20 protein-coding genes are annotated in these 23,900 nt (G+C 40.2%); 5 read left to right on the top strand and 15 right to left on the bottom strand.

The window, feature by feature from the left end:
* Nucleotides 1-14: 14 nt before the first annotated feature.
* Together CH365_RS04915 and CH365_RS04910 are read right to left on the bottom strand one after the other, a co-directional pair.
* The gene (locus CH365_RS04915; RefSeq protein WP_100767503.1) at nt 15-2,042 is read right to left on the bottom strand and encodes a neutral/alkaline non-lysosomal ceramidase N-terminal domain-containing protein; all 2,028 of its coding nucleotides are present in this window, start codon (nt 2,040-2,042) and stop codon (nt 15-17) included.
* 56 nt (nt 2,043-2,098) lie between these two features.
* On the bottom strand, nt 2,099-2,851 hold the full coding sequence (locus tag CH365_RS04910; protein ID WP_100767502.1) for an acetoacetate decarboxylase family protein: 753 nt from the start codon (nt 2,849-2,851) through the stop codon (nt 2,099-2,101).
* Between the two features lie 159 nt (nt 2,852-3,010).
* Here CH365_RS04910 and CH365_RS04905 point away from each other — a divergent pair, with 159 nt between their 5' ends.
* A complete protein-coding gene (locus tag CH365_RS04905; protein WP_020769708.1) occupies nt 3,011-3,628 on the top strand; it encodes a TetR/AcrR family transcriptional regulator in 618 nt (205 codons plus the stop codon).
* Complete coding sequence (locus CH365_RS04900; protein ID WP_100767501.1) at nt 3,625-4,545, top strand: alpha/beta fold hydrolase; 921 nt, start codon at nt 3,625-3,627, stop codon at nt 4,543-4,545. The genes CH365_RS04905 and CH365_RS04900 overlap by 4 nt, the downstream gene beginning before the upstream one ends.
* An 11-nt stretch (nt 4,546-4,556) precedes the next feature.
* Here the strand turns inward: CH365_RS04900 and CH365_RS04895 are convergent, their stop codons facing one another.
* The 3 genes from CH365_RS04895 to CH365_RS19955 form a co-directional block, all read right to left on the bottom strand.
* Entirely contained in the window at nt 4,557-4,892 is a 336-nt protein-coding gene (locus CH365_RS04895) for a rhodanese-like domain-containing protein (protein WP_100767500.1), read from the bottom strand.
* A 19-nt stretch (nt 4,893-4,911) separates the two neighbouring features.
* The gene (abc-f, locus tag CH365_RS04890) at nt 4,912-6,852 is read right to left on the bottom strand and encodes a ribosomal protection-like ABC-F family protein (RefSeq protein WP_100767499.1); all 1,941 of its coding nucleotides are present in this window, start codon (nt 6,850-6,852) and stop codon (nt 4,912-4,914) included.
* 69 nt (nt 6,853-6,921) lie between these two features.
* Entirely contained in the window at nt 6,922-7,086 is a 165-nt protein-coding gene (locus CH365_RS19955) for a hypothetical protein (RefSeq protein ID WP_165780203.1), read from the bottom strand.
* A 153-nt stretch (nt 7,087-7,239) separates the two neighbouring features.
* Here CH365_RS19955 and CH365_RS04885 point away from each other — a divergent pair, with 153 nt between their 5' ends.
* Nucleotides 7,240-7,686 (top strand): DoxX family protein, encoded by a 447-nt coding sequence (locus CH365_RS04885; RefSeq protein WP_100767498.1) that lies wholly within the window; start codon nt 7,240-7,242, stop codon nt 7,684-7,686.
* A 115-nt stretch (nt 7,687-7,801) separates the two neighbouring features.
* Here the strand turns inward: CH365_RS04885 and CH365_RS04880 are convergent, their stop codons facing one another.
* Nucleotides 7,802-8,854 (bottom strand): FecR family protein, encoded by a 1,053-nt coding sequence (locus CH365_RS04880; protein WP_100767497.1) that lies wholly within the window; start codon nt 8,852-8,854, stop codon nt 7,802-7,804.
* A gap of 161 nt (nt 8,855-9,015) precedes the next feature.
* Entirely contained in the window at nt 9,016-9,570 is a 555-nt protein-coding gene (locus CH365_RS04875) for an RNA polymerase sigma factor (protein WP_425268535.1), read from the bottom strand.
* A 139-nt stretch (nt 9,571-9,709) separates the two neighbouring features.
* On the opposite strand from CH365_RS04875, the gene CH365_RS04870 reads away from it, so the two are divergent.
* Complete coding sequence (locus tag CH365_RS04870; RefSeq protein WP_100767496.1) at nt 9,710-10,513, top strand: LA_0442/LA_0875 N-terminal domain-containing protein; 804 nt, start codon at nt 9,710-9,712, stop codon at nt 10,511-10,513.
* A 111-nt stretch (nt 10,514-10,624) separates the two neighbouring features.
* Here CH365_RS04870 and CH365_RS04865 read toward each other — a convergent pair whose 3' ends face one another.
* The 5 genes from CH365_RS04865 to CH365_RS04845 all read right to left on the bottom strand — a co-directional run bounded on the left by CH365_RS04865 (nt 10,625) and on the right by CH365_RS04845 (nt 18,114).
* Complete coding sequence (locus CH365_RS04865; RefSeq protein WP_100767495.1) at nt 10,625-12,253, bottom strand: hypothetical protein; 1,629 nt, start codon at nt 12,251-12,253, stop codon at nt 10,625-10,627.
* Between the two features lie 224 nt (nt 12,254-12,477).
* Nucleotides 12,478-13,575 carry a DUF1554 domain-containing protein gene (locus CH365_RS04860; protein WP_100767494.1) on the bottom strand — a complete coding sequence of 366 codons (1,098 nt, stop codon included), beginning with the start codon at nt 13,573-13,575 and terminating at the stop codon, nt 12,478-12,480.
* Between the two features lie 126 nt (nt 13,576-13,701).
* Nucleotides 13,702-14,871, bottom strand: coding sequence for a DUF1554 domain-containing protein (locus CH365_RS04855; protein ID WP_244282995.1), 1,170 nt, complete (start codon nt 14,869-14,871; stop codon nt 13,702-13,704).
* A gap of 48 nt (nt 14,872-14,919) precedes the next feature.
* Nucleotides 14,920-15,936 carry a DUF1554 domain-containing protein gene (locus CH365_RS04850; protein WP_100767492.1) on the bottom strand — a complete coding sequence of 339 codons (1,017 nt, stop codon included), beginning with the start codon at nt 15,934-15,936 and terminating at the stop codon, nt 14,920-14,922.
* A 153-nt stretch (nt 15,937-16,089) separates the two neighbouring features.
* Nucleotides 16,090-18,114: a hypothetical protein gene (locus tag CH365_RS04845; protein ID WP_100767491.1), complete on the bottom strand. Its 2,025-nt coding sequence runs from the start codon at nt 18,112-18,114 to the stop codon at nt 16,090-16,092.
* A gap of 244 nt (nt 18,115-18,358) precedes the next feature.
* Here CH365_RS04845 and gpmI point away from each other — a divergent pair, with 244 nt between their 5' ends.
* A complete protein-coding gene (gene gpmI, locus CH365_RS04840) occupies nt 18,359-19,999 on the top strand; it encodes a 2,3-bisphosphoglycerate-independent phosphoglycerate mutase (RefSeq protein WP_100767490.1) in 1,641 nt (546 codons plus the stop codon).
* 2 nt (nt 20,000-20,001) lie between these two features.
* On the opposite strand, the gene CH365_RS04835 is transcribed toward gpmI, so the two are convergent.
* The 3 genes from CH365_RS04835 to CH365_RS20095 all read right to left on the bottom strand — a co-directional run bounded on the left by CH365_RS04835 (nt 20,002) and on the right by CH365_RS20095 (nt 23,084).
* Nucleotides 20,002-21,504, bottom strand: a complete 1,503-nt coding sequence (locus tag CH365_RS04835; RefSeq protein WP_244282994.1) for an Lcl domain-containing protein — start codon at nt 21,502-21,504, stop codon at nt 20,002-20,004.
* A gap of 184 nt (nt 21,505-21,688) precedes the next feature.
* Complete coding sequence (locus CH365_RS04830) at nt 21,689-22,393, bottom strand: TetR/AcrR family transcriptional regulator (protein WP_244282992.1); 705 nt, start codon at nt 22,391-22,393, stop codon at nt 21,689-21,691.
* 235 nt (nt 22,394-22,628) lie between these two features.
* Nucleotides 22,629-23,084, bottom strand: a complete 456-nt coding sequence (locus tag CH365_RS20095; protein ID WP_244282990.1) for a hypothetical protein — start codon at nt 23,082-23,084, stop codon at nt 22,629-22,631.
* Nucleotides 23,085-23,900 lie beyond the last annotated feature (816 nt).

The following is a 23,900-nucleotide window of genomic DNA, read 5'->3' as shown; positions in this document are numbered from 1 at the left end:
GTTTTCGAGTCATACTATTTTAATTCGAATTCGGGGCAATCAACGGAGAATGGGACTTCTTTTCCTTCCTTGTTAATATAGAAGGAAGAATGTTTCAGCCTATATACTCCAGGAGTATCATTCTTATCCGTCTCCCAAACTAGCCGGATCTGATCGTCGAACAAAGGTAAGAAGGATTTTTTATAATAGAATTTAGTAGCCCAGTCGGAGTCAGTATAAGTAGTGATCCATTTGTCTCCTTCTTTCTTTTCCACATTAAAATAGGATTTTTGTTTTGGATAAGAAATGTTTGGATTTACGGAACTTACTTCGCAGGAAACGAGTTCTCCGATCTTTGTAATACTTTCATTCGGCGTTTTTACTTTGGGCTCGAAAGAAGAGATCTTTTCTCTATGAGGGATATCTGTTCCTACAACCGAAGCACTCAGATCCTTAGGAAAAGGTCCTTGGTTACTTACTTTGTTTTGTAAAAGATCATTTGCAAGTCTGTGGTATTCTTGTCTAAAAAGATCTAAACTAAACGGTCCATGAAGAGTATGACCGCCTTCGTATTGTTGTGTAGAATATTCTTCTTTAGTAGTGATATAACCGGCAAAATCGTTGGTCAGCCCGGAAAGTGCGATCTCTTTGATTTTCGATCCCAAAACTTTTTTGACTGTTTCTTTCATTCTTCTGCTGGACATCGTAGTAACTTCGTTAGGTGAAATAATTAAAGCAAAATCTCCGATGGTAGCGAGTCCTAAGGGTAGAATTTGAGAAAGAGAAGGATCCGGTTTTGTTTCTCCCATCGGAAATAGGATTGCTTTAGGTTTTTGGCAAACTCTCAACTCATCGCTTGGAGCTTGCAGTAATCTTGCAGCTAGCCAATCAATATAGAATTTTCTATCTTCATCCTTCATCCCTTCATGGAAAAGCCAATGTCCTCCACCTTCTTCCGTAGAACCTGCTGCTAGAGCATATCCATAAGCGGAGAGACAGGTTCTCTCGTCTTTTCCTGTTTCTGAAAATTCCTTACGAACGATCGAGTTTGGCATATCTATAAAGGATTGTGCATAGTTGAGCCCCGAAGGTAAGGCTCTGGGATTTTCATCGTTCAGGATTTTAGAACTCGCAAGATATTGTCTTTCTCCAATGATCTTTGTGCTCTCAAACATATCTTTTCCAGGACCTGTATTGTTCAGATTCAGGTTAGGAGTCACATCTCCTTCATTAGCCTGTGCAAAGATCGCGATAAAATCTTTTTGTCCTCTTTTAACGGCTTCCGATTCGGAAAGATAAGAAGCATATCCTTTATTGTCCGTAGATACCAAATGATTGTCGAAGGTCATATTCGTGGTATGCACTCCATACCAGTTTACGATCCCGATCACACCTCTTCTGGTATTCACCGAGAGTTGGATCATTGTTTTGTCTGTATCTGAATTGTATCTGTCTCTTTCTTCCTTAGGGTTTGCTTGGTATGCCACTAAGGAACGATTCACTCCTGCGCCTTCTACGGTTGCACTTCCGATCAACAGTTGGGCAGCTTCTTTTTTGGAATAAGCATCCTTGATCGCCTGAAAGATCCCGTTTACGATCACAGAATAATATTCGGGAAAGAATTTAGTGGTATATATGGAATTTTGAATATAATGGAAGAATCCAGCAGGAGCGCTATGAGTATGAGAAGCGTTTAAGAGCACATTCGCGAAATTAAAATTAGGATCCACTTCCTTCTTCAATCTAGCTACGATGTCTCTTTGCACCTCGTGAGGGACTCCGCCTAATTCGGCTGTCACATAGGCCAATACTTTTCCGGTTTTTGGATCTTTGATTACTAAGGCTCTTGCGAATTGCCGGAGATGTATACCTTCTCCTTTTTGCCCTTCTTGCGCATAACCCCAGAACATGATCCCTGTTGGAGGTCCTGTGATATCTACTTTTGACATTCCAGCCTCGAAATTAAAATCTTTAATCTGAGGTTTTGCTGTTCCGGAGAATGTAGGCTCGGAAAAGAGTAAAAATAAGAACGGAAGAATAATCGTTAAACGGAATATCTTCATAACAGGACTCCTATCGGATCTTTATAAAAGTATTTTATTAAATTCGAATATTCAGCTTATTCAACATTTTCTGCGACAGGGAAGGTGAGATGGAAAGGAGAAGCTCCTATTCCTGTTTTTATGCCTCCACCTTTGATAAAGTCGGGAAAGATAGTTTCATCCGACCAAACGGATTCTATCCTTGCGAATTTTCCTTTACCTGTGCCTATAAATGCAGTGCTTAGTTTGGATCCGTCTTCCGCTTTTTGCAAAAGAACATAAGGGAGAATAGAAGTGCTTACAGGAAAATTAAAACCTAATGTTCGGATTTTAATTTTGAAAAAAGTTTTTCCATCTCTGGAAACTTCTATCTTAGTTACTCGGCCTTCTTTTTTCCAAATGAAATCAGCTCTTTCTTTCGGGATGGCCCAGTTACGAATTCCTTCTTCGACGGAAGTTTGGCTGGATACAAAAATGCGGGTGATCCTTTTGTAATTTGTATCCTTGTGTTCGAAATTTCCAGGAATGTACAAAAGTTCGTAATAAGGTCCAACATCGGATCTTTCGTAATTCACTAACATCAAAGAGCCGAGTCCTCCTTTGAAGGACTTACGATCTTCTTCATCCAAAAATGCCATTTCCGAATTGTAGGACTTCCTACCAAACAACGGGAACAGGAATCCTTCTCCTGTTAATGACCAAGGAGCCGGAAAATGTCTCTTAGGGGATTGGGGTCTGGTCTTGCTGATTGTGGCTTTTTTAGGGGATTGTTGTGTAGTTTTTGCGGCTTTGGTCTTTGGTTTGACCTTGGAAGAGGCGGTTGCTTTCATTCTAGGGGTCCGTTTCTATCTTTTTTGTATCCTATACTAGGAAAATCCCCAAATTTGAAAAGGAAACTCTTGAACATCCTGCCCATTTTTGGGATAACTGGACAATGGGGACGATACTCGAGCCGTTCTCGGCTTTCGAGTGTCCCGAAGGCAAAAAATATGACTGCAGTAGCTGCTCCGCGTCCAAGAAGGCGCACTAGAAATAGTTTAAATAAAGAATCCATCGTCCAGGCGGCTTTGGATATACTGAACGAAGAGGGAATTGACGGGCTTTCCATGAGAAGGATCGCCGAAAAGTTGGATTGTAGTGTCGCGAGCCCTTATTCTCACTTCAAGAGCCAACAGGATATCATCAAAATTATCATTTCCCAGGGAGAAGCTCAGTTAACCGAAACTCTGAGAGCTTCCAGACTGAACGGAAAAAATTCTTATGAAAAATTAACCCTGATCGCAAGGGCTTATTATGATTTTTCTGGGAATAACCAAGAGCTGCATAAGGTAATGTTCAATACTGTTCATGGCCATATGCATAGAAAAGCATTCCCGAAACTTCCGACCAGTTACCGCGTATTTTTGGAAACCATCCGAGCGGGCGTTAGATCGGGAGAGTTCAAGATCAAAGAAGAAGATTATCCTTCTCTCGCGAGAACAATGTATTCTTGGATGTACGGGATCATAGTTTTGGACATGACTGGAATGTTGAAAAAAAGAGGAATCGGCGATCCTCTGGACGAAGGCTTTTTATTTTTCCGTAAAATACTTTTAGACAAAGAATGAGAAAGAAACTTCTCCTCGCTTTAGCGGTACTTGTACTGATCGCACTTACCGCTTTGCCGTTTGTTCGCTCGAGAGAAACAATCGAATTAAACGAGTCGATTCGCTCCAAAGCCTCCGGGCAATTTGCGGAACTTCCCTTAGGTTGGACTCATTATGAATTGTCTGGACCTGAAAAAGGAAATCTTGTAGTTTTAGTTCACGGTTTTTCCACTCCCTATTTTATCTGGGACCCTGTTCAAAAATCACTTACGGATGCGGGTTTCCGAGTTTTGCGATTTGATCTTTATGGAAGAGGATATTCTGACAGACCGGATACAGTTTATAATCTGGACTTGTTTACTACTCAGATTGATGATTTATTAAATTTTTTGCATATAAGCGGATCTTTTGATATAATGGGACTTTCTATGGGGGGGCCTATAGTCGCTCATTATGTTTCCAAACATCCGGATAGAACGAAAAAAGTAGTCTTAGTAGATCCATTTACTTCAAAAACGAATACATTTCCTCTGACTATTCCTTTGATCGGGGAATATTTAAATTCTGTTGTTTATATTCCTTCTTTACCCAAAGGTATCTCTACAGATTTTGTGGATCCTTCCAAGGTTCCGAGCGGTTGGGTGGAAAAATACGAAACCCAACTGAGTTTTAAAGGTTTCGGAAGAGCTATCCTTTCTACTATCCGAAATATTATTTCTTTCGAGCCAAAGCCTGAATTCGAAAATTTGGCCTTAACTCAAAAACCTGTTTTGGTTTTTTGGGGAGATCAGGATCGTACTACTCCTTTGGAAAAAGGAGTATATGTGAAAGAACTATTGAAAGCCGAATTCGTTTTGGTAAAGGATGCAGGACATCTGCCTCATATAGAAAAGCCGGAAATAGTTCTTCCGGCTATCTCTAAATTTTTATCAAAGTAGATGATGAATTCTTAATATTTAGCTAGAGAAGGGTCTACTTCGTCCGAATACAATAGGATACCGCCTTCTAAGTTAAATACTTTGGAAAAACCTGTGGATTTTAAAACTCCGCAGGCATTCGCGGATCTTGCTCCGGAACGGCAATATACTATAATTTCTTTTCCGGAAGATTTCCAAGAATCCAATTCTCCGATCCTTGTAGGTAGTTCTGCAACCGGTATCAAAAGATCTGTTCCTTCGATTGTGGAGATCTCTTGTTCGTTCGGGTTACGTACATCCAGAAGGTAAAAATCATCACTTCCTGATTTTCTGGCATCTAATCTGTTTTTTAATTCTTTCGGATTCATTTAGTCTCCTTTATGATCATTATACTACGGAGGAAAGTTCTTCCATTTCGATTTGCAGTTTTTCCCAGGTTTCGGTTAAGCGAGAGATTTCTTTTTTGGTCTCGTTATAATTGTCTAATTCCATTTGATAACTGCGCTTTTTATAAAACTCAGGATCTGCGAGAAGTTCCTCGGAGTTCGATTTATTCTTTTCTAATAGAGCGATCTTAGCTTCGATTTGTTCTATTTCTTTTTGGATTTTTTTCACCCGATTTTTATCTGCATTCTTTTGGGATCTGGTCTTGTTTTCGATCCCTGCATTTTCAGTCGGGGTCTTGACCGTAAAGCCGCCTTCGGCTTCTAATTCTTCCGGAGGGAATTTTAAATAATCGGAAAAGCTGGTATTCAGATCTTTTACTTTTCCGTTCGAAACGGAAACAGTCCTGGTGCATAGATCCTTTAAAAAATCAGGATCGTGAGAGATAACTAAAACCGCTCCGGGATATTCTTGGAGTGCCCGTTTCAAATTATCTCTTACCACTAAGTCTAAGTGGTTGGTGGGCTCGTCCAAAAATAAAGTATTAGAGGAGAATCTTACCAAAAGAGCCAATCTCAGTCTGCTCTGTTCTCCTCCGGAAAGAAGTCCCACTTTTTTGAAAACTCTGTCGTCGCTGAAAGAAAAATAGCCTAATAGTTTTCTTGCTTCCACATCCGGAAGGTCTGGATAAACGGAAAGGACTGTTTCTAAAAGATTTTTTTCCGGGTCCAGGTGCTCATGATGGTTCTGGGAGAAGTAGCCTATTTTTGTCTTGGGTCCGAAAGTGACCGAGCCCTCGGTTAATTTATGAATTCCTAATATATTTCTTAAGAATGTGGATTTACCCGCGCCATTCGGCCCTATGATCGCGATCTTGTCTCCATTAGAAACATGGAGTTCAGCATTGGAAAAAATATTCTTCCCCGTTTTTTCGTAAGCAAAGGATGCGTTTTCGATCCGGAAGGAAAGATTTCCGCAAGGAGTGTAATTGAATCTGTATTCAGTTTTGGAATTCCAGAAAGAATCTTCGGGTTCGTCTACCTTCTCCCTTTTTTCCAATTTTTTAATAACACTTTGGACTGCTTTTGCCTTTGTGGCCTTAGAACGGAAACGTTCTATCCACTCGGTCCTTTTCTTTAAATAAGCTTCTTCTTTTTTGAATTGAAGCCTTAACTTATCTAAAAGTTCGTTTTTATGTTCGAAGTAATCTTCCAAAGTTCCTTTAAATTCCAGAACACCGGAAGGATTTAATTCTGCGATCGTATCGGTAGTTGCGTTCAGGAATTCTGGATCATGAGTAACCAGAACAAAAGAACGATTCGTATCCACTAAATATTCCGCGAGCCATGCCTTAGAGGCGTGATCCAAATGGTTGGTAGGTTCATCCAAAAGAAGAAGGTTTCCCGGATTCAAAATTGCAATCGCAAGCCCCAATCTATGTTGGTAACCGGGAGAAAATTCTTTTACCTTCTTCTCCATTTGATCATTAGAAAACCCTAAACCACCAATGATTTTTTTTGCCTGGGCTTCTAATTCATGAACGCCATAGGTAAATGCGTATTCTTCCAATTGGCTTTGTTCTTCTAATAAAGCCTCAAACTCAGGAGAATCATGATCCGTGCGATCCATTCTTGCATGAATGTCCTCGGAACGTTTTATATATTCGTTATAATGTTTATGTTTAGAAAGTGCAGTATCGATCACCCTTGCTTCGAAATTGAAATCAGGGATCTGTTGGAATAAAGAGATCTCGGTATGTTTGGAGCGGCTAACTATCCCTTCTTCGGGATTCAGTTCTCCAGTGGCCATTTTGAATAGAGTGGATTTGCCGGAACCGTTAGGTCCTACCAAAGCAATCTTAGAGCCTGGCTTGATATGCCAGGAGAAGTTTTCGAAAAGTGTGGAGCTACCGAACCGGTGCTTGATATCGATGAATTGTAGCATGGTCCAAGGAAATTCTGAGGAACCCCCGCACGAGTCCGCGGAGGTTATTGAGGGTTTTTAAAGTAGTGCTTACTTCTTATTCGCGAGTTCTTCTTTTCTCGCTTTAAGATGTTGTACGTACTTGCTCGTTTCCCCGTTCATCTTCTCGACTGCGTCTTTCAGAGCTTGGTCAAGCTCCCCGGCGCTCATCTTGTTGATTTTTTTGTTCTTCTTTTCGGCTGTCTCTTCAGACATAGGTACCTTCCGATGCGTTCGTATTGCCAAAATTTACGGAAATACCCCTTTCGACAACCTATTTTGGCTCTGGAGCTTGCCCCTTGTCGGCAGGGAAGATAAATTAGAATGGAAATATGTCCGGATTTAAGTTAACTAGGATGCAGATTCGGCATGTTATATAATTTATTTCAAACGAAAGAAGGTTTAGGGCCTCTATTCCTAAGATTAGGCCTTGCTATCTGTATCTTTCCTCATGGAGCCCAAAAGGCATTGGGCTGGTTCGAAGGCTCGGGATTTTATGCTGCAATGGATTATTTTACAGAGACACTGGGCGCTCCTTATGTTTTGGGAGTTCTGGTGATTAGTTTTGAATTCATTGGGACGATCTGCTTTGTATTCGGATTTTTGACCAGATTCTGGGCCTTGGGACTTGCAATCATATTGACCGTCGCAGGTTTTACTCATAGAGATTACGGCTTTTTTATGAATTGGTTTGGGGACAAAGGCGGAGAAGGTTTCGAGTACCATATTTTGGCAGTGTCCGCAGCACTTTCTCTTTTGTTCAGAGGAGCAGGCTCTTTTTCTTTTGATAAAAAATTAGGAGAATGGTCCGTATAAGAATCAATCTCTAAGGACGAGTTTTTAAAGCTCGCATGTTAACATGTAGGTATAAAAAAACCCGGGACTATAATTTCCCGGGTTTTTAATTTTAGAAAGTATCTATTGATTTTTATTAATAGATAATCTTCTCAACCGAGTTCTCGTCCAGGATATAAGATCCTTTCAGAGTTTGAACGATCAGTTTGCCTTTCTTTTGAGAAACCACAACACCTCTTATCTCGCGGCCATCTTTCATTATGATATGTTCGATACTCTTATCATAAAGTTCTTCCAGCTCTTGCTCGGTTTTAGCAGTCTTTAAGTTTTGAGTAGTTGCTAAAACTTCTTTGTCCAGGCCGCTCAAGTTCTTGCGCATGTCGCCGTATTCAGGGCCTTCTTCTTTAGCACGTTTTTGATCTTCAATCACGAGAACTTTTTCATCCGTGACTATGATCAATCCGCCAGTGATCAAAGCTCTTTCTGTCTTATCATGGATCAAAGGTGTTACTTCGACCGCACCTTCGACAACGAAGACCGAAGATTCTTTATCGGAAGCGTTCACCTCAAAAGAAGTTCCTCGAACCGCAGCCACCACAGTAGGAGTATCTACGAAATAGTTTGCGTTTTTCTTTTCCTTCTCGACTAAATTCAGAATTTTACCTGACATTAAGGAAATTCTGATTTGAGAAGCATCTGTTTGTCTTAAACTTTTGAGAACTAGCTCAGAATTTTCTTTCAAACGGATCACACTGGAATCGGTCAGACCGATATCGATAGACCCACCCTTGCCTGTTACGATCTTGTCGCCTTCGCTAAGTATATCACCTAAATGTAATGCGACAGGAGCTTCTTTTATATTCTTCGCGTCGCCTTTAACGAATACGACTGCTGCTTTAAGCAGGGTGCCTTCGACTACAGGTGCGGCTTCTTTCTTGAAAATAGTGAAATAAGTTCCGGCTCCAATTCCTACGAATAAGATTGCTGCCGCAGCTAAGAACCATACTTTATTTTTGGAGCCGAGTTGAACTACATTGTCCTTAGTAGGAGATTGCATGATATTTGCCTCCACAGAGAAGCGAGGGGACATGCCGATCCAGTTTGGATCAAAGTCCGGTGCCTTAGAATTCGGTAGAGACTTTTTGAGGAGCTCTGCGAATGTTTGGAATTCAGGGTTCATTCTTTCCATCCTCTTTACCGTATCCTTTAGTTCCGGGCCGCTTCACATTGTCCTGCCCGCTCAGTTGGATCAACAAACTGAAGGCAGGTACCTTGCTCATTTTTTTGAGTGCGGATGGCTTTTTTGACGAAATGAATCACTTGTTCGAAATACATAAATTTGCGAAAATCCTAGGATTTTAAGAAAGAAGAAGGTTGAATGCCTCTCTTCTTTCCTTCTTGTAAAAGCTGCTTTTCAGCTCTTTCCAGCAGTCTGGAAACCCCGGATACGGATAAGTCCAATACGGAGGCTATCTCTTCCAATTTGCAACCTTGGGAATAACGTAGCTCTATAGCAGTCTTTTGTTCTTCCGGTAGGGTGTTTAATAATTCGCCTACAATCTTTCCAAGGTTTTGGGCTTCCATTTCGTCCAGGACCTGACTTTCAGGACCTTGTCCTTTGGAGCTGAATAAAGAAGAAGTTTCCTCTCCAACGAGAGCAACGTTCTTTTGATAATAGGACTTTCCATGATTGATCATTAGGTTTCTAGAGATCCTAAATAAGATCATCCTAGAGACTTGCTCATCCGGTAATTCCTTGCCGGAATAATGTTTAAAGAAGTTCAAAAAAGTGTCTTGTAATAGGTCCAAGGCTGTGGATTCATCTTGGACGGAGCGCCGAATAAATGAAAACAAGTGATCCTTATTTTTATTGTATAGTTTTTCGAAAAACAAGGTTTCAGACACGGTAGAATAGAAATTTTTTTCTATTGGTCTTTTTTCAAGTAAATTCGGTTTTTTCTTGTAGAAAGCAATCAGTTTTAAAACGGTTATAGCCAGACAATTTTAGTGTCTGTAGTCCTAAACCAAAGGGATTTAAGATAACATGCCTTATCGTTGGCTTTTTGCAATTTGTTTACTAACTGTTACCCATTCCCTTTTTGGTTCTAGTCTAACCTTAAAAAACGGAAAGGTACTCCAGGGGAAGGTAGTAAACCAAACCCGAACGGAAGTCCAGATCGAAGTGGATGGAAAGGTTCTAACCATTCCAAAGACCGAGATTGCGGAATTGAACTTAAAAGATACGCCTAAGCCAGAAGTGAAAAAGGATCCTATTGTTAAACCTAAAGAGGAACCTAAAAAAATCGAGGAAGAAGTGGTCCAGAGATGGTATCAAAAGCCTCGCTGGGATTATTCACTTAGATCTGCAGTTGTTCCAGGTTGGGGGATTTGGAAGGCAGACAAAAAATACAGAGCTTCAGCGACCTTTGTAGCAGTTTTGGGGGCAGCTTATCTAGCAGTTAAGGCCCAGAACGATTTTGGATCTGCGAAAAGTGCTTATGAGGAGAATGCAAGAAATTATTTCATATACGCATTGAACGATCCTGTCCTCTCATTGCCTGCAAATACCGGCCAACGTTTGATCGGAGCCTTCTTGGTGAATAAGGGAGCATTCAACCATTACCAAGGCCTTGCAGAAGAATCCAATAATTACCAATATTTATTCGGGATTGCTTACGGATTACAGCTCTTCTACTCCTATTATTTAGGGGTAAAAGCGGAGCAAGGAGTTGCAGAAGGGCCCAGCGCCGGTTTTAAATTCAGCTTTGCTCCTTCTTACCAGCCTATGACAGTTGGTGGCAATGGTTTGGGTTGGAATGGAGAACTTAAATACGAGATCCGATATTAAAGATTGGAAAAATATTATTTCGATTTAGAAGGTTTGCTTCTATCTATATAAAAAAACTCGGATCACTTTATGGGTGGCCCGAGTTTTTCGTCTTTTAGGATGTATGTTTATTTATTGGATTACTGTTACAGGGGATTCAATACCCCCGGAACTGTCTGAGTAAACATTTTTGGTTGCATTATCCCCTCCAGTAAAATCCGGGTCGAACAGATAAATGAAATCTGCGTATTCATCTCCTACACTCATAAAACAAGTTGTAGTTCTGCAAGTAATCGAAGAGCCCATGGTGCTTCCTGTGGTTATTTGTGAATAAGAATAATTTGTCACACTTCCTGCAATGCCAGTGCCGGAAGCGATTGTAACCGGAAGATCTGACACTTCATTATACACTCCCATATCCGCACAGAACGAGTCATAGGAAAGCAATAGAGTTGTACTATTTGCAATCGCAACGGAAGGGATCATATATTGATCTCCACTGCTATTTACTGGGTCACAGCCATAAGGATTTGTTTCTGTGATCATTGTTGCGGGAGTAGTTTGGAAGTTTTTAGAACTTTTTAAAGTAGAAGAGTTTACGTTTCCGGATCCATCCGTGTTTGTCTGGCTATAGAATAGCCAAGTATTGGTACCTTGCATTAGCAAGGACGGATAATCTAAAACAAGCGAATCTGTGCCGTTTGTGGCAGTATAAGTTTTTACGGAAGTAGCCGATCCAGTCGAAAAACTAAAGGCTGTCAATGAGTAAGCATCCGAACTTGTTTTTTGACGGAATGCTGTAGTATAACTGCTACCGTTCCAAACAACATCCGCATTAGAATAACTCGTACTAGTGGAGGAGACGATCGTAGTCGCGGTTCCGACCAAAGCCCCCGTAGATGCATTAATCCTCTGGTATTTTGCAGCTCTTATAGAAGCTGTTTCTGTCCATACTACTGCGAATTCTCCGCTCGGATTATAAGCGGCAGAAACTTTTCCAATCGTTACACCGGCTCCAGTATAGATTGTAAATGTTGACCCTACCGCAGTAAGACTTATATCGTAATATTGTCCTTTGATCGTGGTGTCGGCTGACTTCCAAACAAGTAAATAATTGGTTCCATTCCAGACCAATTCTGGATCTACAGAACTCGGTGCTCCACCCACGGTGACGGCAAAGTTTTTAGTTATCGAATAAGGTCCGGAATGATCTACTCCAAATAGTCTTAAGGCTGGAGTTCCACTATTTGATTTCCATCCTGCCGCGATCGCTAATTGTCTTTCGCAGACTATCGTAGCTGTTCCGGTCGTACCTGCGGTTCCACTTGCATTTGTGCTGATACTACAGGTCTGTCCTTGGGTATAAGTGCCTAATGAGATCGAATAAGAATCACCATCAGTAAGTTCTGTGGAGAATGCATAAGAACCATCTGCAGTTAATGTTAGGGTTTGGGTTGTGCTATCGGTTGAATCCGATAAAGTAAGATTTAGATCATTAGAGGTCACATTTACATAACCGCTGAGAGAAATGTTAACCGCAGAAGTAGCGGCAGGAGAGGTTCCGCCAGGATCTCCAAAATTGCCGAATATACCAAAATTACCGTCCGAAAGTAAGGCCCCAATTGCAGAAGAACTAGCATCTATACTGATTGCCTTTGCATTATTACAAGCTTGTAACAATAAAAATGAGAATAGAAAACATCCATGAATGAATAGGCTAAATACATTTAAGGTTTTGTTTGAATTCTGGAATCTTTTCATTTTAGTTCTCCATGCGAAGCAGGGAAAATTCGGATAGTTTTCCCCATAACAAAGGCAACAATCGGTGTTAAGCACTTTGATTCCTTTTTTTACAGGGAATAATTTTTTTACTAAAATGTATTGAGATACAATGTAAATCGCAGGTTCGTTCGAAAATGGAAGATCTCTAATTGAGATACCCCTTTAGATTCTGTCAGATTGGCTTTATTCGTTTCAGAAAAAGGCTACTGTCCTATACAAAGGAAGTATCTAAACTTATTACATAGATTGTAATCAGGTAGCCCGAGTGTTGTCTGTTTAGAGATTAGATTAGAATCTGTAGATGCCAAATTTCCGACGATCCCTGAAATCGAGACCGAATTGGTAGACCAGGAAACTAAGCCACCTGCTTGGTTGGTCCCGGCACATTCGCTTAGTATTTTGGAAGTCGCATCTGACCAAGTGCTCAACAAACCTGTCCAAATCAGACTGCTGCCGAGTGCTTGAGAAAGTTCAGGATTAAAGTTGTATGTTCTGCCAGAATCGGTAGTGAATAGCTTCTTATTCTGAGCTCCGAAATAATAATTGGTACTTGCGGCAAAAGGCCAATCATTGTACTGTATGCCTCTCGTTTTGGCCCCGTTACTCGGACCGGTCACACTCAATAGAGCCTTATAAGTCATAGTGCTCGGAAAATTACCGGGCTTACTGGAAGAAGAATTACAAGCAGCATCAGCAAAACCTCTAGCATCATCGTTTAGCTTACCGTCCAATGCAAAATTCCCCTGCCAACCTTTTGCATCGTTAGTCGCCACGAACGCACATTTATCCGAATCCTTTGTATCAAATGAAATCAGTTGTGGAACATTGGTAATAGAATCGATTGCTATGATAGAATATTTCTGTTCTATACAATCTGCATCATCCAAATAGAGAGAGATTGTTGCCTGGTACGCCTGGAGAGAAGGATCAAAAGTATAAGTATTATCGTTACTTCCTGCAATACTTCTGATTTCGATAGAACCAGGATGATTCGTGCTAAATGTGAATGTGATTGTTTCTGCTGCATCAGGATTTAATGGAGTAACCAACTCCAATGTCACTGTATTAGAAGTCGCAGAACGTTCCGGCACTGTATTCGGAGCCGCAGCGCCAGGAAAATCCACAAGTTGTAATGGTACAGCAGGAGTTCCTATTCCGATAAGTAGAGTAGGATCGATCATGATTGCCCCTGTGACTGGGCTCTTACTACTATCAAAATCTATACTATCCGCCTTGTTACAGTGAATAGAAGCGAATGATACGATCAGAAAAAGAAAAGGTAGAGAATGAGCGTAATACATTTGGGCCTCTTAGATTCCGCTCAAGGAAACAAGGCCCAAATATATACTATAAAGAAAGATATTGATAAACTTTTTTCGAAAGAACGTAAAAAGTTTTGGTCAAACGGATTGCTACAGATGTAACAATTATTGTCCTACGCAAACGATATTACGTTTTTGAGAACATAAATTTTGAATTACTATAGCGGGATCCGTATTCGTCATCTCTGCAATAGAGTTTCCATTCACTGCAGTAAGAACTCCTTGGGTTCCTGTAGCAGTGGAAGAATACCAAGAAGAATAAGGAGCTCCAGTTATTTGTAACGATGCACATTGGGTAAGCACAGGAGTATCCGTAGTCCAATCTATCGAACTGAAGCCTGTCCAAATTTTACCCGAAGTTCCAAGAGAATTTGTCCACTGAGCTGCATTCGCAAATCCGATCGTATTTCCGGAAGTGAAACTATATGCTAACTTCTTACCGCCCTGGCTAAAATATCTTTTGAACGTGCTGAAAACCCAATTAACGGAAGGGTCTCTGTAATTTCCGCTCGGACTGTAACTTATCGCAAGCATTGCTCTATAAGCCACATCTTTGTTAACACCGTCCGGAACATTTGAATTACAGATATCGTCAGCAACTTCGAGTGGGCCTGCGAATATTGCATTATCAATTGCCTTTTTAGCAAAGTTTCCTGCATAACCGGCTCCGTTATTCGTAGCTACGAAGATACATTTATCAGAATCGTTTACTTTTACTTTAAAGGTTTGGGAAATTCCGGAGGCAACGTGTACTGCGACCAGATCGTAATAATTATTAATACAGTTATCATCCTCTTGGGAATTGATCTGAAATCCATTCTTGTAATCAAAATTTGCATTTTGAGGATCCGGACCAAAATCTAAGGTAAGATAATCTTGATAACCGCCTTGGTCTGGATTATAATCTGTGACGAAGGTGATATTTGCGTTTGTATAAAATCTATATTGGATGGTGCTCCCGTCGGACGGAGGGTTCTGCACTGCGAACATAATGTCAGCAGCATCGTTTTCATCTACACTGAGAGTGGTTTCCCCCTCATTTAAAAGTGGGTCAATTGGATAAGGAGGAAGTGTAGTGAATATATCCCAGAAAATAGAAGGATCTATAGTGATCGCACCTGCTAAACTGGGCTTACTTCCATCCAGAGGGGTGGATTCCGCGTTATTACACTTGGAAAACCATAAAGTAAGACATAATAGAATGAAAGCTGTCCTTAATGATTTAGATCCTTTCATATTCGCACCCACCCGATCTCTTAGAGGAAAATACCCCATAAAGTATGAAAACAGCCGGGCTGGAAAAAAATTGAACGATTTTTTGGTTTAGTCAGGAGAATAAACGCAAATAAACGGCAGGGCCATTGGAGAATCGCAACTAGATAGGGTCGTATAGGCCGCATCTCCGGTAGTTATACTAGAACTACCTAAGTTTCCACTTGATGAACCGCTAGCATCTGTCCAGCTTTCCGAACCATTTAGGCAGGTATTACTGTCCATTCTTCCCCAGCCCGAATGCATTCCTGTCCAATATTGTCCAGAATCAATCAATGGATTATCAAAATCCGAACTTGGGGGCCAAATTCCGGTGATGGAAAAAACTTTTACCCAAGTTCCATCCCCTTTTTTACGAACATACCTTTTATTGTTTCGGAAGAAGGAAGTAGAAGATAAGGTTTCTCCTGGATTTCTATCTCCGTAGGTACTAGAAAGAGCACCTACCATCGCTTTATAATGAGAGGAGTTTCTGGGTAGACCTTTTCCGCTAGCCAAATTTTTGCAATGATTGTCCATTGCTCCGAGCCCGCCTAGTTGAGCTAGAGTTTTGGCAGAAGATTCAAAAATACAATAATCTCCGTCCTTTACGTTTACATCATATACGAAAGTATCTCCCGTGGAATCTTTCGTAATTCTGAAACTGAATTTATCACCTGCACGATCCAAACAATTATCGTCATCAGCGTTTAATGCAAAACCGATGGACTGGGTACCTGTATTCGCAGGAAGAGTGAATGTATTGTAACCTACAAAGCTAGGCGAAGACGCAGTTGTATAACTTTCGATCTGCATCGTAAAATTTTCGTCTACAGCGTTTTGCTCCAAAAATGTCAGGTCTATATAGGTATTACCTGCATCATACATAACGTTAGAAGAAAGTTGCGGAAGGCTTTCCGGAACTACCTCTGCTCCAATAATATTTGGTAAAACAACATTCAAAAGAACGCCGGCAGCACTGCTGCTGCCGTCCAAATTGATCGGGTTTGCTTGATTGCAAAAAGAGAATACGGAGAATAACGATACGATCGAGATAAATCTGAAAAAAAACTTTGGATTCGAATTCATAGTTCCAGGTCTGATGATTTCTTTTTAGAGATCACAAATCAATTTGCGAGTTTTTGCTCACTTTTTCGGAAAAAATTTATCGAAGAGACTTTCTCAAGTCCCAATTTTTAGTGTATAGGAGGTGAACGGCGTTTGCCAGTTGGAAAGTATTCTTTAAGACTTATCCACTTTTCTTACTTTATCAATTTCTTTTCGGAAAGATTCATATGGATCGTCAGAGTCCACTTTTCCTTTTTGAGGGGTCGTTTTATCCGAAGAAGACTTATGAGAGGCAAACCAATCATCCACATGTTTAATTACTTTTGCGATTCTAGTTCTGGAATCTTCTTCCTCTGCAGTTCGAACCTTGTTTTGTAAGACTTCCATTCTTTCGGATAGTATTCTATGTAATTCTCTGGCCTTATTTCTAAAGGATTCGTTTGAGGGGTAACAAAGGATCTGGTCCATTCTTTCTTTTCCTTTTTCCCAAGGAATAAAAACGAATTTTTCTCGGTCCAAAATTTGATAATATAGATCAGCCGAGAATTCGCCTATATTTCCTTGGATTTCGGAGGCAGTAGGTGGAACGCTTCGCTTAAAATAAAATTCATCCATTGCAGAAGAAATTTTAGATCTTTGTTCTGCAGAGCGGATTTTCTCTTCTTCTTTGATCTTTTCCTGGATTTTTGCCTGCTCTTCTCTTTTGGAAGCCTCGTGATTGCGAACCTTTAGTTGGTTTTGTTGACCTTTGATCTTTTCTTTAGCCTGGGAAAAGAATACATCTTGGAATATCCTTCCTATTCCTAAAAGATCGAGAATGGTATAATACCACGGGAAATAATCTAAATAACCTTTTCTTAATACTTTTCCATAGGCTCTAACCAAATCCGGTTCTCGGAATATCGATTTGATCTGAGGCTCATTGGATTCCACAAGTTGTCTGATACATAGGATTTTCCAAGTTTCTACGTTTGTGGCCGCACCCAAGCTCAAAATGATCTGTCTGACACTGTTTGCATTTTTATGAAAGAATGCGTGAATAGTAGTGGTTTTAGTTTCCCAGGTGGAATAACCGATTTCCAAATCGTCTATCAACATTCTCTTTAATTCTTCCGGATAAGATTTGAATTCTTTATCGGGAACTAAAAGAACCTTCTTTTCCCAAGAACCTGATTCGGAGAGAAGGTTCTTTTTAATATCATGGAATCTGTTTCGATCTCTTTCTGCCGATTGTTTATGAAGTTCTTTTTCTGCAAGTTCCGAAAGACTGCGGACTAAAACCACACTCAGCATCCCAGGGGTTCCCGGGCTAGGACTGCCGGAAAGTGCTCTTGCAAATGCCTCCGCTCTTTCTGTTTTAAATTTTGTGGTCTCAGGATTGGAAGTATTAGAATAATATAATTTTTCTTCCATAGCGATCTTCTGAAATTCTTCCATGAGAACATGACGTAACTGTTTTGTTCCTTTAGATTGAATAAAATCATCCAAATATTCCATGATCTGAACTGCTTCTTTTGAACTTCTAATTCCGAATAGTCCGTATCCGGGTACGTCGATGACTCTTCCTTTTTTATGAAGATCGTCCTCCAATTCAAATAAGAAATCCTTAATGAACTCTGGATTGGCCGGGATCCTGAAATGTTCATTATGGAATGCTTGTCTTAAGTATAAAAATAGCTGGGGGAACGGTGCTTCTTTTCTGGCTCCCCATTCTAGATCCGATTCCAAATTTTCCCAAAGTAAGGTCTTACCTGTTTCCGGTTTTCGATCTAGATAACTTAAGAGAGAAGAAACGGAATAATCCAGAAGTTCTAGATAAATCCTACTCAAATCCAGGGACTCCGATTCCGGAAAAGTAGCGTAACATGGAAGTGCTTCCGGTTGTTTGTCTGCACTATCGCTGATCAGATAAGCAAGTTGAGAAACTGTTCCATCTTCCAAAAGTCGTTTTAAGTGAAGATCTATATCCTTAGGACCTAATTCTCCTACTTCGGGAACTTTATGGTGAGGTTCGAATAATTGCCTTTTTTTTACATTCTTGAAAGATGTCGCTGCCTGAATCGCTTTGTAGACAGAGTGAGTTATCTTGTCGTTCATATAATAACTCACTACTTCGTTTAACTTCTTAACTTTTAAGAAGTTAGGAACGGCTACATTGCCTGTATGCGGATCTAAGGGTTTGGGACCTTTTGCGTTCATCTTTGTTTATAAATAATTAAATATTAAAAATTTAGCATATAGTTTGCGGAGAAGTATCCGCATAAGGATATGAGTATCCCTGCGGATGTTCAAAACCATCATATAATGCATTCTAAACGCTTCCACCGAAAAACCTAAATCTTCCTTCTTTTTCGATAAAACCTGCATAAACCGAAGGGTGTATGCCGAAGTCCCTACATGAATCCTCTTGACGAAGCATGGGGAAGAGCTTTCCTGGAATAGAATGCAACTGAAGAAAAAGACTCCCTTCTCTCCCAAAAAGCTATTATTCGTAATTTTAGATGGCGTAGGTTATACTCCAAAAGGACCCGAATTCGGGAATGCAATCGCTGGCGCCAACCTTCCTTTCCTCAATAAACTTTGGAAAGAATCTCCCACTATACTTTTGAAAGCGCACGGGACTGCAGTAGGTATGCCTTCCGATGAGGATATGGGAAATTCCGAAGTAGGTCATAATGTATTAGGATGCGGGCGTATTTTCGATCAGGGTGCTAAGCTGGTCAACAATTCTATCGCCAAAGGACTGTTATTCGAAGGAAAAGCTTGGAAAGAAATTGTAGAAAATACTAAAACAAAAAATTCCACACTCCATTTAATCGGTTTGTTTTCCGACGGAAATGTTCATGCACATATCGATCATACAAAGTCTTTGATACAAGCGGCGATCCAGGAGAAGGTCCCAAGGATCCGATTGCATATTCTTCTAGACGGAAGGGACGTGCCTGAAAAATCAGCGCTAGAATATTTGATCCCTTTCGAAGAATGGCTGACCACATTTAGATCCAAAGGAGCCGACGTAAAGATTGCATCAGGCGGAGGAAGAATGACTATCACCATGGACCGTTACGAAGCGGATTGGGCCATGGTAGAAAGAGGCTGGAAGATCCATGTCCATGGAGAAGGTAGAACTTTTTCTGATGCAAAAACCGCGATCGAAACTTTTAGAAAAGAAGACCCGGCAGTAATCGATCAATATCTTCCTAGTTTCGTAGTAGAAGAATCCGGAAAGCCGGTCGGAAAAATTCTCAGCGGAGATTCAGTAGTATTCACAAATTTCAGAGGAGATAGAGCGATCGAAATTTCCCAGGCTTTTACTCAGAAACATTTCGATAAATTCGATAGAGGGAATTTTCCAGAAGTGTGTTACGCAGGAATGATGCAATACGACGGGGATTTACAATTGCCCGAACGTTTTTTAGTTACTCCACCTGCGATCGATCGAACTTTGGGAGAATATATGGCCAAGTCCGGGATTAACCAATATGCGTTATCCGAAACACAGAAATACGGGCATGTGACATTTTTCTGGAATGGAAATCGTTCCGGTAAATTTGATTCCAAAAGTGAAGAATATAAGGAAATTCCTTCCGACGTAATTCCATTCGACCAAACACCTGAAATGAAAGCGCAAGCCATCACTGCGGAACTCGAAAAAGTTTTAGCCGAGAAACATTCTGATTTCTATAGGATCAATTTTCCGAACGGAGACATGGTAGGCCATACGGGAAATTATCAGGCAACCGTCAAGGCTATGGAATTTCTGGACGGATGTATGGGTCGTCTTGCAGAAGCATGCAAAAAAAATAATGTAGTTTTATTAGTAAGTGCGGACCATGGGAATGCGGACGAGATGTACCAATTGGACAAAAAAGGGAATGTGCAGATGGATAAGGAAGGTAAACCTGTTCCTAAAACTTCTCATACCTTAAATCCTGTTCCTTTTAGCGTTTTGGATCCTGAACATAAGATTAAATTAAGAACAGATCTACAAGAACCTGGACTTGCAAATGTAGCTGCTACGATCTTAGATATTATGGGATACGAAACCCCAGAAGGATATCACCCTAGTTTAGTAGCTAACTGAGATCAGTCGCTTACACAATGTACTGCATAGAATAGACTTTTATCGAATTGGTTCAGGATTCCGTACATGAACACCACTGTTCTAGCAAACTGATCCATTGGAGAGCCTGTAATTCCTTTGGATGCGGTCCATGTTGCCGGAGATACCGGATTTGGGAAAGCAGTGGTGTTGATAAAAGGATCCGCGCCTCCTTCTACCAGAGAATATAATTCCTCCGCTCTAGGAAGTCTCCAGTTTTCCCGATCCGCATAACCTATTCCTGGTCCATGTATGGTGTTCAGGTAGGCACATCCGTCTAACGCAGATCCCCAAGACATATTCGTTGCAGAGCCTGAGGCACAACCAGGTCCGCTTCTTCCTTCCCAACAAGTTTTCCAAACAAGTCCAGTAGAAGTATCCGTAGTTGTAACATCCAAAGTATAAGTTCCATGAGTAGTTGGACCGGAATAGACTTGAGATCCCGTAACAGTGGCTCCAGTCGTAGTAGTAAAAGTTGATTGATGACTGACTGCATTTCCCGCTTCGTCTTGCAAAGAACTGGAGGGAATGGTCCAACGGATCTGTGATTCTTCCGGAAAATAGGTCCAGCTAACAGTAATGACTAAGGTTTGAGAATCCTGCCAATCGAATATCGTATTGTTATTTGGAATCGTGACCCATGAAGTTCCATCATAAATTTCAGTAGTCATGCTCATCGTGAGACCTGTGTTCATTGGCTCTGCAAAACTCAGACTAATTGATCCTGGAGAAAGAGCGACTCCAGTTGTACCATCACTTGGATTGGTTGCTGAAATGGTAGGAGTTACTGTATCTACGGTGATATCAGAAGTAGAAACGGCGGATACATTCCCTGCCTTATCTCTTGCTAGATATTTGAAAGATGTAGTACTGTTTGCAGGAACATTGATGGCAGAAGAATATTGTGTTCCTGTATTCACTGTCCCGGTCGCACCGTCTATATCAGGAGTTGAAGTATCGGTAACGTATGCTATCTTATCACAACCTGCGCCTCCAGTATCCGAACAAAGAATCGAAACATTTTGAGAAGAAGTATATGCACCCCCAGTAGGATTTGTGCTCACAGTCGGATAAGTATCATCTCGAACAATCTTGAAAATTCCTGACCCAGTTTGATCTTCTTCCGGATCAGTAACACAAACTCGAATATAACTTGCCCCCAAAGGAAGAATGTTTGCAGCGATCGTAGCTAGATTGTCTGTATTTGCAATGGCAGTTCCTGTAATTAAGCTTGCGCCACTTGTACAGGAGTCAGCATCGATCCGAACATCATACGGTCCGGCAGTATCCGATTTCCAAGTCAGATCAGAGGAAGAAATTGCTCCTGGATTATTACTTACAAATTTTGTAGTGAGGCTACCACTGATTGCGGGCCCTGGAAGGCATACGTCCAATTCTCCTAAGATACAACGAACAAAGGTGGTTTCCCACCAAGCATCCGAAAATGGGATGGCCGGGTTATGTACTTCTATAGGTTTACATAACATTCCGAATCCGAGTAAAAATAATAAAAAGTGAGCCCGCATATTGCTAACTTGACCAGAGGTTTATAACAAAAGGACGAATTTATCCTCCCATCTATTTCCGTCTGGTAAATAAGTTTTTAACACCTATATATCTATCTTATCAGGGAGAAGCCTCCGACAAAAAAACTAGCTCCATCCCCACATTTCAGGGTTTTTTTGTCTGTTTTTCTTTCTTTTTAGAGGTTGGAGACTGACGAATCTTAGAAAATCCATCCCATAACATTTCGGCAGATTGTTCCAAAAGAGAAGGTTCTATATGATTTTCCTGGATCCGATGAAAACGTAAGATTCCAATGAAAGAGCCTAGAATGAGAGAGGGATAAAGTAGGCTTAGATTTATATCATTCTGAGCAGGTGCAAAATATTCTGAAATTTTTTGTTTCAAGCCCGCTGCACTTTTTGTGCTTTCTTCATCTAGTATGTAAGAAGATAGATTTCTTTCTATCATGATTAACTGGTCGAATTTGCCTTGTGAGAATAGTCCGAGCCCTTTCCAAAAATCAAAAAACTGTTCTTTCGAAGATAAATTCTTAGAGATAGAATTATCTAAAAACTCAGAGAACTCGCGGACTGAGATTCGAAACGCCTCATTGAATAGGTGGTCTTTATTTCTAAAGTGACGGTACATTGTACCGACTCCTACTTTTGCATGAGCGGAAATTTCAGGGATCCTTGTTTCGAAAAATCCTCTTTCTGCAAATAATTTAAGAGCGGAACGAAAGATCCTCTCTTTGGATTCCTCTTGTTTTTTGTAGAATTTTTCCTCCTCTGGCTCCTTCTCGGGATCAATTATAGGATCCTGATCGTGTATATGTTTTGGATCCGACGAAATATCTATGATTTCTGACAAGGGACTATTTTCCATTCGGGTAACCATTTAATTTTTCTCAACTACCTTGTTCGCTTTTAAGAGTTTTCTTACTGTATTATTAAACTTTTTTAATTCTTTCAGGCTTAATACCGGTTTAATAGAATGTATAAAATATACGTAATCAAGTAAAAAACGTATAAAAAGTACTTTTTTGTTTAAGAATAAAAATCGAGGAAATTAAGGAACTAAAACATTAAAGCTTTCTTTTGCGGATCTAATTGAAAAATAGTTTGGTTATCTTCTCCGAAGTCTCCGCCAAGTATTTAATCGGCGAAATTTTACCCAATAAAAGACGCTGAATGCCAGACATCTGAATATTCTTGAGCTCCTCGGCTTTTAGTTTTTCGTATCTGTCGCAGATTTCTTTATATCCAATCGGATCAATTTTATTCAATAGATACCGATTGATCGTAATTACAATGGACGAAATCCTAGGACTTCTGAGATTTTTTCCGAAGTCCTCTATATCTACGTTAAATAATCTATATTTTGTAACAGGTATCCAGCTAAACCATAAGAAGAAGATCAATCCAATGGCCAAAATGGAATTATGGATCAATTCTTCGGAAGGGCTAAATAAAAGAAAACCGACTGAGAAGAGGCAGGAAAATAGGATTCCCGTAAAAAGATAGATTGAATGAAGTTTTTCAAAATAGCTTCCTTGGAACATATTATAAACAATCCTGCCCATCCCCCATGCAAGCGCCGTATAAATGTAAAATACAGAAAGATTATAAATTAATCCTCCGTGAAAATAAAAGGACGATCCATTGAATAAGAAAGGGGATCCTATCCCCAATATAAAAAAGCTCGAAAATAGGATAATTACGATAGTATGGGCCGTTGCAAAAAGGCGCGGAACAGGAGTTAGGTTATTTGGGTTAGAATAGTTTCTAATAATATAATTTACTAAATATGGAATGAAAAGGGGAGGGATTGGCACTAGATTCGCTATTGCTAATTTAATTCCGAAATTTAGTTCAGATTCTAAGAAAAATAATAGTATTGACCATAAGGCCATTAAAGAAGCAATCGAAGTGAAGGCTAAAGACAACCTTCTTCTATCGGATTTAATATAAAAAAATACCGCTGAGCAAAGAAGCACTATAGAAGGCATGAGGGACAAATGATTTCTCCTAACTATCTATCATTTTCGATTCAACCAATGAAATTGATTCAGAACCGGCAAGGGTTCTCGTAAATTTTATGAATGAATTACAAAATATACAGCTATTCCCAAAAATATGCATTAATGTAGATAGCACCGGAATGTGAATTCAGATTCCGTAAAGTATTTCTTTCTAATATATGAGCACCTTAGAAAGGGATACTATTTCACAAAGTATATTTTATACGTTAAAATGAAAAAAAAGTACAAAATGTACTTTACTGTTTTTGAAACTTTGGAGTTCCATTGCAGAATCGCTGAAATCGGACTCTAAATATGTCTCAACTTAGGAAAGTAATAGCTAAACGGATCCAAATT

The organism is Leptospira neocaledonica, assembly GCF_002812205.1.
Taxonomy (GTDB): Bacteria; Spirochaetota; Leptospiria; order Leptospirales; family Leptospiraceae; genus Leptospira_B; species Leptospira_B neocaledonica.
The sequence above is the reverse complement of the archived record's forward strand: the minus strand, read 5'-3'. Positions and strand labels throughout refer to the sequence as shown.